The organism is Caballeronia sp. 11_S32, assembly GCF_056930355.1.
In genome coordinates, this window is record NZ_JBXOWH010000003.1 from 1,365,103 (window position 1) to 1,381,406 (window position 16,304).

Genomic DNA, 16,304 nt, shown 5'->3' on the forward strand with positions numbered 1-16,304 from the left:
GATGGGCGCGCATGCGGCGGATGGCTGCGGCGCTTGAATGGTGCGACGTTACTTTTGGCTCACGAACCGCCCGGCGCGTGCATGGGCACACGCACCGGGCGGACACTGGCCTTACTTCGTCTTGGCGGCGTTCGCGAGCGCCTGAACCGCGCTCTTCGAATCCTGCGACGAATTCATGAACTTCGTCACGACGTCCGTCATGGCGCCGGCGACGGCATCGCCCTGAGCCATGCCGTGCGCGAGCGACGGCACATAGCCGCCCGATTTGATCGCCGTCTGTTCATCAGCGTAGGACTTCTTGGCGCAGTCGTCGAACTTATCCATCGGGACGCCCAGACGCACCGGAATCGAGCCCTTGTTCAGGCTGAACTGCTCCTGGAATTCAGGCGACATGATGGTCTTCGCAAGCGCGAGCTGGCCCGGCGTTGCAGCCTTCTGGCCCTTCTGCTGGAAGAACACGAACGAATCGACGTTGAAGGTGTAGGCCTTTTCCGTGCCCGGCACCGGCGCGCAGATATAGTCCGTGCCCGCCTTCTTGTTCGCGCCGGCGAATTCGCCCTTCGCCCAGTCGCCCATGAACTGCATGCCGGCCTTGCCGTTGATGACCATGGCGGTCGCCAGGTTCCAGTCACGGCCCGTGCGGCCGCTGTCGAAGTAGCCCTGGATCTTGCGGACGGTGTCGAACACCTGAACCATCTTGTCCGAGGTCAGCGTCTTCTGGTCGAGCTCGACGATCGCCTTCTTGTAGAAGTCCGCGCCCTGCGACAGCACGACGTCTTCCCACAGCGTCAGGTCCTGCCACGGCTGGCCGCCCATCGCGATCGGCATGATGCCCGCGGCCTTCATCTTGTCGGCGACCTGGAAGAACTCGTTCCAGTTGGTCGGCACCTTGCCGCCCGCCTTGTCCAGCGCAGCCTTGTTGATGTACAGCCAGTTCACGCGGTGCACCGAGAAGGGCGCGGCGACGTAGTGGCCGTCGGCGTGGATGATCTTGTCGATCTCGGGCGGCAGGTTCTTCTTCCAGTCGCCGGCGACGGGATCGATCGGCACGAGCACGCCTTGCTCGGCCCATTCCTGGATCAGCGGGCCCTTGATCTGCGCCGCCGAAGGCGCGTTGCCCGAAATCACCTGTGTCTTCAGCGCGGTCATCGCGGCCGCGCCCGCGCCGCCCGCGACAGCGAAGTCCTTCCAGGTGTAGCCCTGCTTCGTCATGTCGTCCTTGAGCACGCCGACTGCCTTGGATTCGCCGCCGGACGTCCACCAGTGCAGCACGGAAACGGCTTCGGCAGCCTGAACCGCCGACGCCGTCGCGCCGCACAGAAGACCTGCGGCGCACAGCGCGCCCATGAGCTTACGGACTTTCATTGTTTATCTCCTCCAGACACCTGAACAAGAAACGATTGGCTCCCGATGCCGCCAGTAGCGTGCTAGGAAGCGGTGGTCAAAAAACGGCAAAGCTGAATGGCCGGAAATCGGCGGTGTCGGCGGGGAAGCGGCAGGCGCAAGTCACCACGAGCGCGGCGTGCCGGGCCGGCAGACCGATGTACGGCCGCACGGCTCTCAAGAGATGAGTGAGTTGAATCGCAACGGCTGTCTCCTCTTTTGATTTTTGCCCTGCCACGCAAACCCGCCTCGCAAAGGCGCGCCCGGTGGCGAGCGGGAGGCTCGAGCGCCCGCCGGGCCGGATGGGGCGCCTTCCGTGGAAAGCGGCGACCCGCAGGCTCCGTTAACATGCGCTCGGAACGTCTACTCTGAAAGAACCGCGCTGCCGGATTCAGCCGATTGACCGCGCGATTTTTCCGTCGATGACATTTCCTCTTGATTTGGATTGTAGTTAAACTACAATTCAGTGTCAAAAAAATTTTTATCGGACTACGGCCGCCTCGGCGCGTCCGATGGTCTCATGGGCAGTACGCCCCGATTCGACTCACATCCAGTTCTCGAACCCACGTAGAGACTCATGCAAAGCGACTCGAACTTCACCTTCGTACTTTTCGGCGGCACCGGCGACCTCTCCATGCGCAAGATTCTTCCCGCGCTCTTCGAGGCGCATCGCGCGGGCATGCTCAATCCGGCAGGCAGGATCGTCTCGGTCGCGCGCGAGGCCAAGGAACAGGGCGAATATCGCGCCTGGGTCGAGGATCATGTGAAGCCGCACGTGTCGAAGAACGGCGTCGACGAATCCGTGTGGCAGAGCTTTCTCGATCGCTTCCAGTACGTCGGGCTCGACCTTGGCCGCGCGGAGGATTTCGTCCTGCTGCGCGATGTCCTCGCGCAGTTCGACGGCACGCGCGTCTTCTATCTCGCGACGGGGCCGTCGCTGTTCGTGCCGATCTGCCGCGCGCTCGCCAATGTCGGGCTGAACCAGAACGCGCGCATCGTGCTGGAAAAGCCGCTCGGCTACGACCTGAAGTCGTCGAACGCGATCAACGACGCCGTCGGCGAAATCTTCCAGGAAGAGCAGATCTACCGGATCGATCACTATCTCGGCAAGGAGCCGGTGCAGAACCTGCTTGCGCTGCGCTTCGGCAATGCGCTTTTCGAGCCGCTGTGGCGCCGCGAATGGGTCGAGAGCATCCAGATCACGATCGCGGAAGAATTGGGCGTGGAAGCGCGGGGCGACTTCTACGACAATACGGGCGCGCTGCGCGACATGGTGCAGAACCACTTGCTGCAACTGCTTTCCATCGTGACGATGGAGCCGCCGCACTCGATGGACTCCGACTCCGTGCGCGACGAAAAGCTGCGCGTGCTGCGCGCGCTCAAGCCGGTCGACGAACGCGATATCAGCCGCGTCGCGGTGCGCGGGCAATATCATGCGGGGGTGATCCGCGGCGCGGCGGTGCCGGCGTACGCGACGGAGCCGGGCGTGCGCCCCGACAGCACGACGGAAACCTTCGTCGCGCTGAAGGTGGAGATCGAGAACTGGCGCTGGGCGGGCGTGCCGTTCTTCCTGCGCACGGGCAAGCGGCTCGCGGACCGCGTCGCCGAGATCGTCGTGAATTTCCGCGCGGTGCCGCACTCGGCGCTCGGCGCGAATGCGTTGCGCGCGGGCGTGAACCGGCTCGTGATCCGGCTGCAGCCCAACGAGTCGATTCGTCTCTACTGCCTGGCGAAGCAGCCCGGCGAAGGCATGAATCTCGCGAGCGTGTATCTGGACCTCGCGTTCGATCAGTTCTTCAAGGAAGGACAGATGGAGGCGTACCAGCGCCTGCTGCTCGACGTGATTCACGGGCGGCTCGCGCTTTTCGTGCGGCGCGACGAGCAGGAAGCGGCATGGCGCTGGGTCGAGCCGATCCTGAACGCGTGGGCGTCGTCCACCAACAAGCCGAAGCCGTACGCGGCGGGCACGTGGGGGCCGGCGGCGTCGAGCGCGATGCTCGCGCAGGCGGGCACGTGCTGGCGCGAAGAAGAGAATTGACGGCGTGACGCCGGAGCCGCCCGAAAGAGGCGCGCGGCGGACACGGGAAGACAGGAGACCGCTTTCGCGCACCATCGCGATGGTGCGAGCGGAACGCGGATCGATAAACCAGAACAAGCAGGAGGAGCAGTGATCGAGCTTCGCACTTTCGACGATCCACGCGCCCACTCGGACGCGCTGGCGAAAGCCGTGAGCGACGCGCTTAAGGCGTCCCTCGCGGCGAGGGGCGCGGCATCGGCCGACGCCACGGGACAAACCGCTCACGCGACGCTCGCGGTATCCGGCGGCACGAGCCCGAAGCCGTTCTTGCAGACGCTCTCGCGCGAGCCGCTCGACTGGGCGCACATCGACGTGACGCTCGTCGACGACCGCTGGGTGCCCGAGACGGATTCCGCGAGCAATGCGCAGCTCGTGCGCGACACGCTCCTGCAGAACGCGGGCGCGGCGGCGTACTTCCTGCCGCTCGTCGATACGGGCAAGCCGCTGGAATCACACATCGCCGAATTGAACGCCGATGCGCGCCGCCGTCTGCCGGATGTCGCCGTGCTCGGCATGGGCGAGGACGGCCACACGGCCTCGATCTTCGCCGATGCGCCGGAATGGGCATTCGCGATCTCGACGCCGGACCGTTTCATCTCCGTGCATCCGGGCGCGGCGCCGCATGCGCGCGTGAGCCTGTCGATGTCGGCGCTGAAGCAGGTCGGACAGCTGTATCTCTTCATCGCTGGTCAGAAGAAGCTCGACGTACTGAACGCGGCGCTCGCCGCGCCGCAAAAGAACGCCATCTCGACGTTGGCCCACGCTGAAGGAGTGAAGCTCGATGTCTACTGGTGTGCATAAGACAGCGACTCAGCACGCCGACGGGCCGCGGCTTCTGGCCGACATCGGCGGCACGAATGCGCGTTTCGCGCTGGAGACGGCGCCCGGCGAGATCGGGCAGATCCGCGTGTATCCGGGCGCCGATTACCCCGGCATCGCGGAGGTGATGCAGCAGTATCTGAAGGACACGAAGGTCGGCCGTGTGAATCATGCGGCGATCGCGATCGCGAATCCTGTCGACGGCGATCACGTGCAGATGACCAATCACGACTGGAGCTTTTCGATCGAGGCCACGCGCCGCGCGCTCGGCTTCGACACGCTGCTCGTCGTGAACGATTTCACCGCGCTCGCGATGGCGCTGCCCGGTCTGACCGACGCGCAGCGCGAGCAGGTGGGCGGCGGCTCGCGCCGGCAGAACAGCGTGATCGGGTTGCTCGGGCCGGGCACGGGTCTGGGCGTATCGGGCCTGATTCCGGCCGATGACCGCTGGATCGCGCTCGGCAGCGAAGGCGGCCACGCCACGTTCTCGCCGTTCGACGAGCGCGAAGACCTCGTACTGCGCTATGCGCGCCGCAAGTTTGCGCACGTGTCGTTCGAGCGCGTGTGCGCGGGGCAGGGGCTCGAGCTGATCTATCGGGCGCTGGCGGAGCGCGACAACGTCGCCGTCGCCGACAAGTTCAACGCCGCGGACGTCACGACCCGCGCCCTGGACGGCGAAGCGCTCGCGCTCGAAGCGGTGAACTGCTTCTGTGCGATCCTCGGCACGTTTTCCGGCAATATCGCGGTGACGCTGGGCGCGCTGGGCGGCATCTATATCGGCGGGGGCATCGTGCTCAAGCTGGGCGAGCTGTTTCACAAGTCGCCGTTTCGCGAGCGCTTCGAGGCGAAAGGGCGCTTCCAGCAATATCTGTCGGGCATTCCCACGTACATCATCACGGCCGAATATCCGGCGTTTCTCGGCGTGTCCGCGATTCTCTCGGAGCAGTTGTCGAACCGCGCGAACAGCGGCTCATCGGCGGTGTTCGAGCGCATTCGCCAGATGCGCGATGCGTTGACGCCCGCCGAGCGGCGCGTCGCCGATCTCGCGCTGAATCATCCGCGCTCGATCATCAACGATCCGATCATCGACATCGCGCGCAAGGCCGATGTGAGCCAGCCGACCGTGATCCGCTTCTGCCGCTCGCTCGGCTGCCAGGGCTTGTCCGACTTCAAGCTGAAGCTCGCGACGGGCCTGACCGGCACGATTCCGGTGAGCCACAGCCAGGTGCATCTTGGCGACACCGCCACCGATTTCGGCGCGAAGGTGCTCGACAACACCGTGTCCGCGATTCTGCAGTTGCGCGAGCATCTGAACTTCGACAACGTCGAGCGCGCGATTGACATTCTCAACGGCGCGCGGCGCATCGAGTTCTACGGGCTCGGGAATTCGAACATCGTCGCGCAGGACGCGCACTACAAGTTCTTCCGCTTCGGCATTCCGACGATCGCTTATGGCGACCTCTACATGCAGGCCGCCTCCGCCGCGCTGCTCGGCAAGGGCGACGTGATCGTGGCGGTATCGAAATCGGGCAGGGCGCCGGAGCTGCTGCGCGTGCTCGAAGTGGCGATGCAGCAGGGCGCGACGGTCATCGCGATCACGTCGAGCAACACGCCGCTCGCCAAGCGCGCGACGGTCGCGCTCGAAACCGATCACATCGAGATCCGCGAGTCGCAGTTGTCGATGATCTCGCGCATTCTGCATCTCGTGATCATCGACATTCTCGCGGTCGGCGTGGCGATTCGGCGGGCCGCGCCGAAGCCGGGCGGGAAGATAAGCGAGACGGTCGCGCAGAAGCGCCAGTCGAGCGACGATGACGCCGCCGCGGTGCTCGACTGGCTGAGCCACGGAGCGTCGGGCATGGCGCGGGACTGAGCGCGTTCGGGCATCAAACGCGAAGGCCGCCGATGTGAAATCGGCGGCCTTTTTATTTGCATGCGCGTTCGCGGAACGAAAAAACGGTGCGATATCGATATGGACATCGCACCGGACACGCCTCTCGCAGTGACGTGAAAACCTTCTACAAAGCTATGGTTCGCCGGGAATCGCCGATCAGAACGAGTGCTGGAGACCGGCGTACACACCCGTCTGGCTATGGCCCGGGAGCGGGTTGTCGGTCGCGGCGGACGAGCCGAAGTTGTTGGCGTTCAGGCCGTAGTTCGCGGTCTTGCTGTTCTGCACCGTCGCGATCTGCAGATCCAGCAGCGTGCGCTTCGACAGGTTGTACGAGCCGCCGATCGAATACAAGGTCGCGTTGCCCGCGCCGTTGTTGCCGTTTACGTGATAAACCGCCGCGATCAGCGCGGCCGCCGGCGTCGCCTGCCATGTCACGCCGCCCCACTCGTGATCGAGCGTGGTCGGCTGGCCGGGCAACTGGCCGGTCATGCCGGACGTGCGGATGGCCTGATAGCCGCCCTGAAGCTTGAACTGGCCGAGGAACACGTTGAGCATCGCCGTGTATTCGCGCGAGTACGCGTAGGCGCCGTTGCTCGTGCCATAGCTGCCGCCGAGCGAGCCGTTGGCGGGATTGCGAATCTCGTCATAGATGCCGCGGACCTGGAAGACCGGCGCGGTGTACGTGATCTGGGCGCCCGCCTCGCGGCCTTGATTGGTCGTGCCGTTACCGTTCCAGCTCGTCGCATTCGAGAGCGCGTACTGGCCGTAGAAATCGAAGCCCGCGACCTTTGGCGACTGATAGGAGACGTTGTTGCTCGACTGCGGCCAGTTGCGGCCGCGCACCAGCGACGCCGACGACCAGTTCGACTGCCCGAACGGATCGAAGTCCCACACGCCGTTCGAGATGAACAATTCGCGGCCCAGCAGCACGGTGCCGAACTGATTGTTCGCGATACCGACCGTCGCCCAGCGATTGAAGAGGCCGCCGTTGCCCGGACCCTGGCCGTTCATCGTATTGAAGCTGCCTTCCAGCTGGAACACGGCGCGATTGCCGCCGCCCAGATCCTCGGCGCCCTTCATGCCCCAGAGGCTCGTGCCCCAGTCGCCGCTTTCCGCCCTGAAGCGGTTCGTGCTGCCGGTCGCCGCGCCGTTCGGGCCCGCGCCGGTCGGTACGCCGGTCATGTATTCGAGGCCCGCATCCAGGCGGCCGTATAGCGTGACGCTGCTCTGAGCATGTGCCGCTGCGCTGAACGCCAGCAGTGCCGCCGACGCGAGCAAGACCTTCTTCATCATCTCCTCCAAACCCTGTCAAAAAATTGAAGTCGTGGTTGCTGCCTGCGACGCGATGCGAGGACATCGCGCCGGAACCGTTATCGAAGGAAGAACACGTGCAGCGGGCGTATCGCCACCGGCATTCCCCGATTTTTCGACAGGATTTTGAAGTAGAACTACCTATTTGAGCCCGCGCTTTTGTAGTTTTGCTTGCCGCTTTGACAAATGTCGTCAGATCGCGCGGGACACGATGCCGATAACCACGCGCCCAAATAAAAAACGGTGCGATACCCTTTCGGGCACCGCACCGATACGCGCCTCTCGCAGCAGCGTGAAAACTCTCGAAGCTATGTTCTGTTCAGGACTCGTCGATTAGAACGAGTGCTGGATACCTGCGTACACGCCCGTCTGGCTGTGGCCCGGGAACGGGTTGTCCGTCGAAGCAGCCGTGCCGAAGTTGTTGGCATTCAGGCCGTAGTTCGCGGTCTTGCTGTTCTGCACCGTCGCGACCTGCAGGTCGAGCAGGGTGCGCTTGGACAGGTTGTACGAGCCGCCGACCGTGTAGATGGTCGCGTTACCCGCGCCATTGTTGCCATTCACGTGGTACACCGCGGCGATCAGTGCCGCCGCCGGCGTCGCTTGCCACGTCACACCGCCCCACTCGTGATCGAGCGTGGTCGGCTGGCCGGGCAACTGGCCCGTCATGCCCGAGGAGCGGATCGCCTGGTAAGCGCCCTGAACCTTGAACTGGCCGAGGAACAGGTTGAACATCGCCGTGTACTCGCGCGAATACGCGTATGCGCCGTTGCCACCGTTGCCGCCGTCGATCGGGTTGTACACGCCGCCGAGCGTACCGTTCGACGGGTTGCGGATTTCATCGTACATACCGCGGATCTGGAACAGCGGCGACGTGTAGGTGATATACGCGCCGGCCTCGCGGCCTTGCGGGGTCGTACCGTTACCGTTCCAGTTCGTCGCGTTGGAGAGCGAGTACTGGCCGTAGAAGTCGAAGCCCGCGACCTTCGGCGACTGGTACGAAATGTTGTTGCTCGATTGCGGCCAGTTGCGGCCACGCACCAGCGATGCCGACGACCAGTTCGACTGGCCGAACGGATCGAAGTCCCACACGCCGTTCGCGATGAAGAGCATGCGGCCCATCAACAGGGTACCGAACTGGTTGTTCGCCATACCGACCGTTGCCCAGCGATTGAAGAGACCGCCGCCGCCCGGGCCTTGACCCGTCATGGTGTTGAAGCTGCCTTCCAACTGGAACACGGCGCGATAGCCGCCGCCCAGATCTTCGACACCCTTCATACCCCACAAGCTCGTGCCCCAGTCGCCGCTTTCCGCCTTGAAGCGGTGCGAGCTGCCGGTGGCGGGCGCGCCGGCCGGACCGGTCGGCACACCGTTCATATATTCCAGCCCGGCGTCCAGGCGGCCATACAGCGTCACGCTGCTTTGAGCGTGCGCCACCGCGCTGAACGTCAGCAGTGCTGCCGACGCGAGCAAAGCTTTCTTCATCATCTCCTCCAACCCTGTCAGAAAATGGAACCCAAGTGCTGCTGTGTGGTTCGATGCGAGCGCACCCAACCGAAAATTGTTTTCAGAGGAAGGACACGCGCGGGCTGTGGTGCTGTGGCGATTCGCGCGTCGTGGGCACGAACCCGACGCCGATCCGTCGATCGGTGTCGTTCCTCCGTTTCTTTTGGACTTTTGAAGTAAAACTACTTTTTGGGTACTTCGTTTTGGTACTTTCGTTACCAATTTAACAAAATACGTTATAGCCGCCAAAGAAAATCGACTCTCCCCGGATGTTTGTGTCAAAAATGCAATGCCCATGTGGTAGGAAAGCTACCCACAGGATGGGAAACGCCCCGCAAAGCCTTACGCCATCAGGGCTTCAGCGCCTTGTAAGTTTCAGGGTCAGGTTTGTCGCCTATTGACGCGAACGTAGCGCGGCGCTAGGTGGAAGAGGCGCGGGAAAGAGATCGGCAGGCCCGCGCGCGGACGCAAAAAAAGCGCCTCGCGGGCGCCTTTTCTGGAGTGGAAGGTTGCTCTTGTTGCCGCTTCTTACTTCAGGCTGCCCGACAGGAACTGCCTGAGGCGCTCGCTCTTCGTATTGCCGAAGACGGCATCCGGATGGCCTTCTTCCTCGATGCGCCCCTGATGCAGGAACACCACGTGATTCGACACGTTGCGCGCGAACGCCATCTCGTGCGTGACGACGATCATCGTGCGGCCTTCCTCGGCGAGCGTCTGCATCACTTTCAGCACTTCGCCGACGAGTTCGGGATCGAGCGCGGAGGTCGGCTCGTCGAAGAGCATGACGTCGGGATGCATCGCGAGGGCGCGGGCGATCGCCACGCGCTGCTGCTGTCCGCCCGACAGATGCGACGGATACTGCTTTTCCACACGCGGCGCCAGGCCAACCTTCTCCAGATACGTGCGCGCGCGCTCCTCGGCTTCCTTCTTCGAGAGCCCGAGCACGTTCACGGGCGCCTCGATCACGTTCTCGAGCACGTTCATGTGCGACCAGAGATTGAAGTGCTGGAACACCATCGAGAGCTTCGAGCGGACCTGGCGCAACTGCTTCTGGTCAGCTACTTTCAACGCGCCGTTCTTGTCCTTCATCGTGCGGACTTCGTCGCCATCGACAAAGATGCGCCCCTGATTCGGCTGCTCCAGGAAGTTGATACAGCGCAACATCGTGCTCTTGCCCGAGCCCGACGAGCCGATGATGCTGATCACGTCGCCGGCGTTCGCCTTGAGCGAGACGCCCTTCAAAACTTCGTTGCTGCCGTACTGCTTGTGAATGTCGTCGACGACAAGCTTGTGCTTCTGGGAATTCATGAGCGGTCCTTGGCCTCGCGCGATGGACTTTTATTTGCCTTGCGGCCGCAAATACGCGAGCCAGCGATGCTCGGCGCGGCGGAACAGCCACACGAGCGCGAACGAAATGCAGAGATAGAGCAGGGCGGCGATGCCGAACGCCTCGAACGACTGATACGTCGCCGAATTCACATCGCGCGCGATCTTGAGGATGTCCGGCACGGTCGCCGTGAATGCGACGGTCGTCGCGTGCAGCATGAGGATCACCTCGTTGCTGTAGTAGGGCAAGGCACGCCGCAGCGCCGACGGCAGAATCACCCGACGATAAAGCGTGAAGCCCGACATGCCGTACGCCCGCGCCGCTTCGATCTCGCCATACGGCGTCGCCTTGATCGCGCCCGCGAAGATCTCGGTCGTGTACGCGCACGTGTTCAGCGTGAACGCGAGCAGCGTGCAGTTCATGCCGCTCCTGAAGAACTCGGCGAGCAGCATGTGATCGCGCACAACCTGCAGGCTATACAAACCGGTATAGCAGAGCAGCAGTTGCACATAGAGTGGCGTTCCGCGAAACACGTAGGTATAGAGCCACACCGCGCGCGAGAGCAGCCTGTTCTTCGACACGCGCGCGACCGCGAGCGGCACCGAAAGACAGAAGCCGAGGCCGATGGAAATGACCAGCAGCCACATCGTGATCGCGAGACCGGTGATGCGGTAGCCGTCGGTGAAGAGGTAGTTCTTCCAGTATTCCTGGATGATTTCGATCATGATCCCTGCCGCTCTTGAATGGACCGATTAGAGGTCAGCCTTGCGCACGCCGATGGAATAGCGCCGCTCCAGCCAGATCAGCACGAGATTCGAGATCGTGGTGATCGCGAGATAGATCGCGCCCGCGATCAGCGTGAAGAAGAAGAAGCGCAGCGTGCCCTTGCCGGCGTCCTGCGAGGCCTTGACGACGTCCGCGAGACCGATGATCGACACGAGCGCGGTCGCCTTGACCATCACCTGCCAGTTGTTGCCGATGCCGGGCAGCGCGAAACGCATCATCTGCGGAAACATGATGCGCGAGAAGGTCTGCCACGACGTCATGCCGTAGGCCACGCCCGCTTCGAGCTGGCCGCGCGGCACCGAGAGAAAGGCGCCGCGGAACGTCTCGGTGAAATACGCGCCGTAGATGAAGCCCAGCACCAGAATGCCGGCGAGGAACGGATCGATGTCGATCTGGTCCCAGCCCATCGCGTCGGTGAAGAGGTTCAGCCAGATTTGTATGCTGTAAAAGAGCAGCAGCATCAGCACGAGATCGGGCACGCCGCGGATGAGCGTCGTGTAGACGGTGCCGACGCCCGACGCCACGCGGCTTTTCGAGAGCTTCGCCGCCGCGCCGATCAGGCCGATCACGAAGGCGAACGCGAGCGACAGCACCGCCAGCTTGACGGTCTGCCAGGTGCCCGCGAGGATCAGCGGACCGTAGCCTTGCAACATGGTGATTCCTTGGTAAGGTGCCTTGCGTGCATGGAGTGCGATGGGCGCGGCGCGCGGTGGTCGTCCGCGCGGGATGTTCCGCAGGCCCACGCCCTGGCCGCAGCGCCCGTGGATGACGGCGTTGCGCGCAATGCCAAACTATTCATGTTTCTCCTCAGCCGGTGGCGCATGCCCCGCGCGACCCGGCTGTCCCTTCATCGGCCTTCTCCGGCTTCGTGGCCGGCGGTCGGTATTCTAGATGGTCAAAATTGCGCGCCGCCGTTGCTGCTAACCCTGCCGTCGCGCGGTTTTCGCGCCGGCTTTCCCGTATCCGAGCGCCCGGCGCGGGCGGCTCGCGGGCGATCGCCATCCGTTGCCATGCCGAAAAGCGCGGTATTTTACCCGAACGCGGCCGACGCGCGGGTGCGAAGCCGGAGCTGTCCGATTACATGCACCAGCGGAACAATGTAGTGCCGCCGCGCGCGTTGTTTTGAAGGGGCGGCGCCCTTACATTCTCTCCATCGCAAAACAACGCCTTGGGCGGGAGCCAACATCATGATCGAGATTCGCCGCAGCAACGAACGGGGTCACGCCAACCACGGCTGGCTGGACTCGTATCACAGCTTCTCCTTCGCCGATTACTACGATCCGGAGCACATGCACTTCGGTGCGCTGCGCGTGATCAACGAAGACCGCGTCGCGGGCGGGCAGGGCTTCGGCGCGCACGGGCATCGCGACATGGAAATCGTGAGCTACGTGCTCGACGGCGCGCTCGCGCATAAAGACAGCATGGGCAACGGTTCGACGATCCGTCCTGGCGATGTGCAGCGGATGAGCGCGGGCACCGGCGTGCGCCATAGCGAGTTCAATGGCTCGCCGACGGACACAGCCCACTTCCTGCAGATCTGGATCATTCCGGATGCGCCGGGCGGCGCACCGGGCTACGAGGAAAAGCGCTTCACGGACGAGGACAAGCGCGGCCGCCTGCGCGTGATCGCATCGCCGGAAGGCGCGGACGGCTCGGTGAAGATCGGTGCGGACACGCGCATCTTCGCAGGCCTCTTCAATGGCGAAGAGCGCGCGGACTTCGACGTGCCGGCCGGCCGCCGCGTCTATGTGCACGTGGCGCGCGGCGCGGTGACGGTAAACGGCGAGGCGCTCGGCGCGGGCGATGCCGCCAAGCTCGAGAACGTGTCGAAAGTCACGGTGGAAAAGGGCGAGAGCGCGGAAGTGCTGCTGTTCGATCTCGCCTGATCGTTGTCCGAATGTGACGAAGGCCGCGGAGCGTTTGCCCCGCGGCCTTTTTCATGCGCAGGCCAGCTTACGGCTTCGCGGTGGCCGATGCGCCCGCTGCCGCACCCGGAGCGCCGTCCGGGGCGCCGCGGTGCTTGCCCCAGCGCTCGTGCATCTTCTGCTGATGCTCGTGCATCTTCGCGAAGTGCTTCTTGAGCGCGGTGCTGACGGTGGTCTTCTGCTGATCGTTCAGCGCGTTATAGAAGTTGAGCCACGCGGTCGCCGTCTGCTCGCGCAGTTGCGCGTTCTGCGCCTCGATCTTCTGATGCGCGGCGTGCATCGCGTTCAGATCGAGGATCGGCTGGTTTTCCATCGACTTGAACTGGTCGTGCATCTGCTTGTGGCTTTCACGCATCGCCTGATGGTTCTGCTTCATCGTCGTGAGCGCGGTCTGCCACAGCTTTTCCTGATCCGCATTCAGCTTCAACTGGCCGTGCAGTTCGTCCAGTTGCTTCTGCATGCGCATTTCCATGCGATGTCCGCCGTGGCCGCCGTGGCCGTCCATCATCGCCGGGCCGCCGGGGGCCGGCGCGGGCGGCGCGTCGTTCGTGGCGGCGTAGGCCGTGCCGAAGGTCAGCGCGATTGCAGCGGCGGCGGCAGTGAGGATGCGGTATTGCTTGGCCATCTTGATACTCCCTTGATTGTGGTCGTTGCCGAAGCCGCGAGGCCTTGATCGAAGCGTCAGGTGGTGCGTCGAGGTCTTGCGCTTGTCGGTGAGACACAGCGTAGGGCTTCCCGGCGGTGTCCGTGTTACGGCATCGTTCAGGCTTGTTACGCCGGTTTACGCCCCGCTTTCGTCGTAACACCCCGTAACCCTTATGGCACGGCTGTCATCAATCGAGGTCTGACTCACGCGCTAAACTCCATCCCATGACTACGCAAATACTTGTCGTCGACGACGACGCCGAACTGCGCGACCTTCTGCGCGACTATCTGGTCCGGCAGGGCATCGAGGTATCGGTGCTGCATGACGCCGCCGGTCTCGAACGCCGCATCGAGCGCGAGCGGCCTGATCTCATCGTGCTCGATCTGATGATGCCGGGCGTCGACGGCCTCACCGCGCTCAAACACTTGCGCGCCTCCGGCGACGATATCCCCGTCATCATGCTCACCGCGCGCGCGGACGACGTGGACCGCATCGTCGGGCTGGAGCTCGGTGCGGACGATTACCTCGGCAAGCCCTTCAATCCGCGCGAACTGCTTGCGCGCGTGCAGGCCGTGCTGCGCCGCCGCCGCACCATTCCCTCCGCCGCGCCCGAGCAGCGCGAGCCGTATTCGTTCGGCCGCTTCCGGCTGGATTTCCAGTCGCGCACGCTGCAACAGGACGACAAGCCGCTCACGCTGTCCGGCAGCGAGTTCGCGCTTCTCAAGATCTTCGTGAACAACCCGATGCGCACGCTCACGCGCGAGCGCCTGCTCGAACTGCTGCACGGCCCGGAATACGACGGCACCGACCGCGGCATCGACGTGCAGGTGTGGCGTCTGCGCCGCATCCTGGAGACCGATCCGTCGGCGCCGCGCTTCATCCAGACGGTGCGGGGACGCGGTTACGTGTTCGTGCCGGACGGCGAGCAAAATGCGCCGGGCAATTGACACGCTGTTCGGGCGGCTGGTCGTCATCGTCATCGGCATGCTGGTGCTGTCCCATGTCGCGTGGTTCGCGATCATCCGCTTCGAGCGCGACAGCGTGCAGACGCGCTTCGCCGTCGAGGAGGCCGTGTTCCTCGTCGAGGCGGTGCGCCAGCACATCGCCAATACGCCGGATCAGCCGTTGCCGCCGCGCGTGCGCACGGTGCCGCTCGATAGCGCGGACGTGCCGAAGCCGCCCGGCGAGGACATCCCGCCGCCGCTGCAGCGCTTCGTCGAAGACCTGAAAGACCGTCTGCCCGACGGCACCGAAGTGCGCCTGAACGAGCCTGGCGGCCCGCCGAGCGTGTGGGTGCACGGCGCGAAGGACGCGGGATGGATCGTCGTGCCGGTGCAGCCGTTGCGTCCGCCGCGCTCCCGCGACCGCATGCTGGTGTGGCTCGCGCTGATCTTCTCGACCGCCGTGCTCGCCGCGCTGTTCGCCGCGTGGCAGCTGCAATCTCCGCTGCGCTCGCTCGCGCAGGCGGTCGCGCGCTTCGGACGCGGCCAGCCGACGCCGCCCGTGCCCGAGCGCGGCCCGCGCGAATTGCGCCAGCTCACGCACGGCTTCAACCAGATGGTGCGCGAAGTCTCGCAGACCGAGAACGACCGCGCCGTGATGCTCGCCGGCGTCGCGCACGATCTGAAAACGCCGCTCGCGCGCCTGCGTCTGCGCGCCGAAATGATGGACGACGAGAAAATGCGCGACGGCGTCGTGCGCGACGTCGATTCGATGGCGCATATCGTCGATCAGTTCCTCGTGTTCGCGCACGACCGTCCGGACGGCAGCGAGCCGGTTTCCGTCGACGAGCAATGCGAGCGGATCACGCGGGCGTATCGCGCGATGTCGCCGGGCGCGCAGCCGGTCCGCCTGAATCTCGAAGCGGGCCCGTCCTTCGTGCTGCCCGCGGCCACGCTGGACCGGCTGCTGTCGAATCTGCTCGACAATGCGCATGCGTATGGCGCGCCGCCTGTCGTCATCGAGACGCGGCGGGATGCGAAGGGCTGGGTGTTGTCGGTGTCCGATCACGGCAAGGGCATCGCGCCGGACGATCTCGTCAAGGCGAGCCGGCCGTTCGTGCGGCTCGATCCGGCGCGCGGCGGCAGCGGTCACAGCGGGCTCGGGCTCGCTATCGTGGAGCGGCTCGCAAGGCGCGCGGGCGGCGAGTGCGAGATCGGCAATCGTGCCGAGGGCGGCCTGCGGGTCGCGATGATCTTTCCGTTCGACATCGCTTCGCGGACCGTGGAAGAGCGCCGCGAAGAGCGCGCGCTATAACGGCGCGCTGAATCACCGAGCGGCGCGGCGTCAGTCGAACAGTGTTTCGAGCGCCGACGCCGCCTCGCTGTCCACCGTGTTGTATGTCACCGTCGACGCCTCGAAGATGTAGTGCGTCGTGTACTTGCCGAGGCGCGAGAGGATCTCTTCCTGAATCACTTCGGGCGCGAGATCGATCTTCAGGAACCACGCCGTCGACGAAAGCCGCGTCTGAAACGAGCCGTATTCGGCGAGCAGGTGGTCGAACGTTTCAGCGTCCTGATCCCGGCACACGATGACCAGATTTCCCTTCATGTAATCCTCCCGATTGGGGCCAGCGGCATTCGATATCGAATATCGATGATACCTGCGGGATGCGTGCGCGTCGCGACAGGCAC

The 16,304-nt window shown here is 64.2% G+C and carries 14 protein-coding genes; 6 read left to right on the plus strand and 8 right to left on the minus strand.

The features are described 5' to 3' along the window. Window positions 1-111 precede the first annotated feature (111 nt). The gene (locus AC1Z32_RS17945; RefSeq protein ID WP_483479886.1) at window positions 112-1,365 is read right to left on the minus strand and encodes an ABC transporter substrate-binding protein; all 1,254 of its coding nucleotides are present in this window, start codon (window positions 1,363-1,365) and stop codon (window positions 112-114) included. 595 nt (window positions 1,366-1,960) lie between these two features. On the opposite strand from AC1Z32_RS17945, the gene zwf reads away from it, so the two are divergent. From zwf to AC1Z32_RS17960, 3 genes are all read left to right on the plus strand, one after another. Further along, window positions 1,961-3,421 (plus strand): glucose-6-phosphate dehydrogenase, encoded by a 1,461-nt coding sequence (gene zwf, locus AC1Z32_RS17950; RefSeq protein ID WP_483479887.1) that lies wholly within the window; start codon window positions 1,961-1,963, stop codon window positions 3,419-3,421. A 129-nt stretch (window positions 3,422-3,550) separates the two neighbouring features. Then, window positions 3,551-4,261 (plus strand): 6-phosphogluconolactonase, encoded by a 711-nt coding sequence (gene pgl / locus AC1Z32_RS17955; RefSeq protein ID WP_483479888.1) that lies wholly within the window; start codon window positions 3,551-3,553, stop codon window positions 4,259-4,261. Beyond that, the gene (locus AC1Z32_RS17960; protein WP_483479889.1) at window positions 4,242-6,152 is read left to right on the plus strand and encodes a bifunctional transcriptional regulator/glucokinase; all 1,911 of its coding nucleotides are present in this window, start codon (window positions 4,242-4,244) and stop codon (window positions 6,150-6,152) included. Before pgl ends, AC1Z32_RS17960 begins: the two co-directional genes overlap by 20 nt. A gap of 177 nt (window positions 6,153-6,329) precedes the next feature. Here AC1Z32_RS17960 and AC1Z32_RS17965 read toward each other — a convergent pair whose 3' ends face one another. The 5 genes from AC1Z32_RS17965 to AC1Z32_RS17985 form a co-directional block, all read right to left on the minus strand. Next, the gene (locus AC1Z32_RS17965; RefSeq protein WP_483479890.1) at window positions 6,330-7,463 is read right to left on the minus strand and encodes a porin; all 1,134 of its coding nucleotides are present in this window, start codon (window positions 7,461-7,463) and stop codon (window positions 6,330-6,332) included. Between the two features lie 354 nt (window positions 7,464-7,817). Beyond that, complete coding sequence (locus tag AC1Z32_RS17970; RefSeq protein WP_483479891.1) at window positions 7,818-8,966, minus strand: porin; 1,149 nt, start codon at window positions 8,964-8,966, stop codon at window positions 7,818-7,820. 549 nt (window positions 8,967-9,515) lie between these two features. After that, a complete protein-coding gene (locus tag AC1Z32_RS17975) occupies window positions 9,516-10,295 on the minus strand; it encodes an ABC transporter ATP-binding protein (RefSeq protein WP_483479892.1) in 780 nt (259 codons plus the stop codon). Window positions 10,296-10,325: 30 nt separating this feature from the next. Further along, window positions 10,326-11,039 (minus strand): ABC transporter permease, encoded by a 714-nt coding sequence (locus AC1Z32_RS17980; RefSeq protein ID WP_062602648.1) that lies wholly within the window; start codon window positions 11,037-11,039, stop codon window positions 10,326-10,328. 27 nt (window positions 11,040-11,066) lie between these two features. After that, window positions 11,067-11,753, minus strand: coding sequence for an ABC transporter permease (locus AC1Z32_RS17985; RefSeq protein WP_483479893.1), 687 nt, complete (start codon window positions 11,751-11,753; stop codon window positions 11,067-11,069). Between the two features lie 534 nt (window positions 11,754-12,287). On the opposite strand from AC1Z32_RS17985, the gene AC1Z32_RS17990 reads away from it, so the two are divergent. After that, window positions 12,288-12,986, plus strand: a complete 699-nt coding sequence (locus tag AC1Z32_RS17990; protein WP_483479894.1) for a pirin family protein — start codon at window positions 12,288-12,290, stop codon at window positions 12,984-12,986. Window positions 12,987-13,053: 67 nt separating this feature from the next. Here the strand turns inward: AC1Z32_RS17990 and AC1Z32_RS17995 are convergent, their stop codons facing one another. Further along, window positions 13,054-13,650 carry a Spy/CpxP family protein refolding chaperone gene (locus AC1Z32_RS17995; protein WP_483479895.1) on the minus strand — a complete coding sequence of 199 codons (597 nt, stop codon included), beginning with the start codon at window positions 13,648-13,650 and terminating at the stop codon, window positions 13,054-13,056. Window positions 13,651-13,895: 245 nt separating this feature from the next. Here AC1Z32_RS17995 and AC1Z32_RS18000 point away from each other — a divergent pair, with 245 nt between their 5' ends. Together AC1Z32_RS18000 and AC1Z32_RS18005 are read left to right on the plus strand one after the other, a co-directional pair. Further along, a complete protein-coding gene (locus tag AC1Z32_RS18000) occupies window positions 13,896-14,618 on the plus strand; it encodes a response regulator (RefSeq protein ID WP_483479896.1) in 723 nt (240 codons plus the stop codon). After that, window positions 14,602-15,927, plus strand: a complete 1,326-nt coding sequence (locus AC1Z32_RS18005) for an ATP-binding protein (RefSeq protein ID WP_483479897.1) — start codon at window positions 14,602-14,604, stop codon at window positions 15,925-15,927. Before AC1Z32_RS18000 ends, AC1Z32_RS18005 begins: the two co-directional genes overlap by 17 nt. Window positions 15,928-15,957: 30 nt before the next feature. Here the strand turns inward: AC1Z32_RS18005 and AC1Z32_RS18010 are convergent, their stop codons facing one another. Further along, a complete protein-coding gene (locus AC1Z32_RS18010) occupies window positions 15,958-16,221 on the minus strand; it encodes a double-stranded DNA-specific endonuclease (protein WP_014190806.1) in 264 nt (87 codons plus the stop codon). Window positions 16,222-16,304 lie beyond the last annotated feature (83 nt).

Coding starts and splice junctions, on each gene's coding strand:
- AC1Z32_RS17945 (WP_483479886.1), bottom strand. CDS start 1,365: ATGAAAGTCCGTAAGCTCATGGGCGCGCTGTGCGCCGCAGGTCTTCTG.
- zwf (WP_483479887.1), top strand. CDS start 1,961: ATGCAAAGCGACTCGAACTTCACCTTCGTACTTTTCGGCGGCACCGGC.
- AC1Z32_RS17960 (WP_483479889.1), top strand. CDS start 4,242: ATGTCTACTGGTGTGCATAAGACAGCGACTCAGCACGCCGACGGGCCG.
- AC1Z32_RS17965 (WP_483479890.1), bottom strand. CDS start 7,463: ATGAAGAAGGTCTTGCTCGCGTCGGCGGCACTGCTGGCGTTCAGCGCA.
- AC1Z32_RS17970 (WP_483479891.1), bottom strand. CDS start 8,966: ATGAAGAAAGCTTTGCTCGCGTCGGCAGCACTGCTGACGTTCAGCGCG.
- AC1Z32_RS17975 (WP_483479892.1), bottom strand. CDS start 10,295: ATGAATTCCCAGAAGCACAAGCTTGTCGTCGACGACATTCACAAGCAG.
- AC1Z32_RS17980 (WP_062602648.1), bottom strand. CDS start 11,039: ATGATCGAAATCATCCAGGAATACTGGAAGAACTACCTCTTCACCGAC.
- AC1Z32_RS17985 (WP_483479893.1), bottom strand. CDS start 11,753: ATGTTGCAAGGCTACGGTCCGCTGATCCTCGCGGGCACCTGGCAGACC.
- AC1Z32_RS17990 (WP_483479894.1), top strand. CDS start 12,288: ATGATCGAGATTCGCCGCAGCAACGAACGGGGTCACGCCAACCACGGC.
- AC1Z32_RS17995 (WP_483479895.1), bottom strand. CDS start 13,650: ATGGCCAAGCAATACCGCATCCTCACTGCCGCCGCCGCTGCAATCGCG.
- AC1Z32_RS18000 (WP_483479896.1), top strand. CDS start 13,896: ATGACTACGCAAATACTTGTCGTCGACGACGACGCCGAACTGCGCGAC.
- AC1Z32_RS18005 (WP_483479897.1), top strand. CDS start 14,602: ATGCGCCGGGCAATTGACACGCTGTTCGGGCGGCTGGTCGTCATCGTC.
- AC1Z32_RS18010 (WP_014190806.1), bottom strand. CDS start 16,221: ATGAAGGGAAATCTGGTCATCGTGTGCCGGGATCAGGACGCTGAAACG.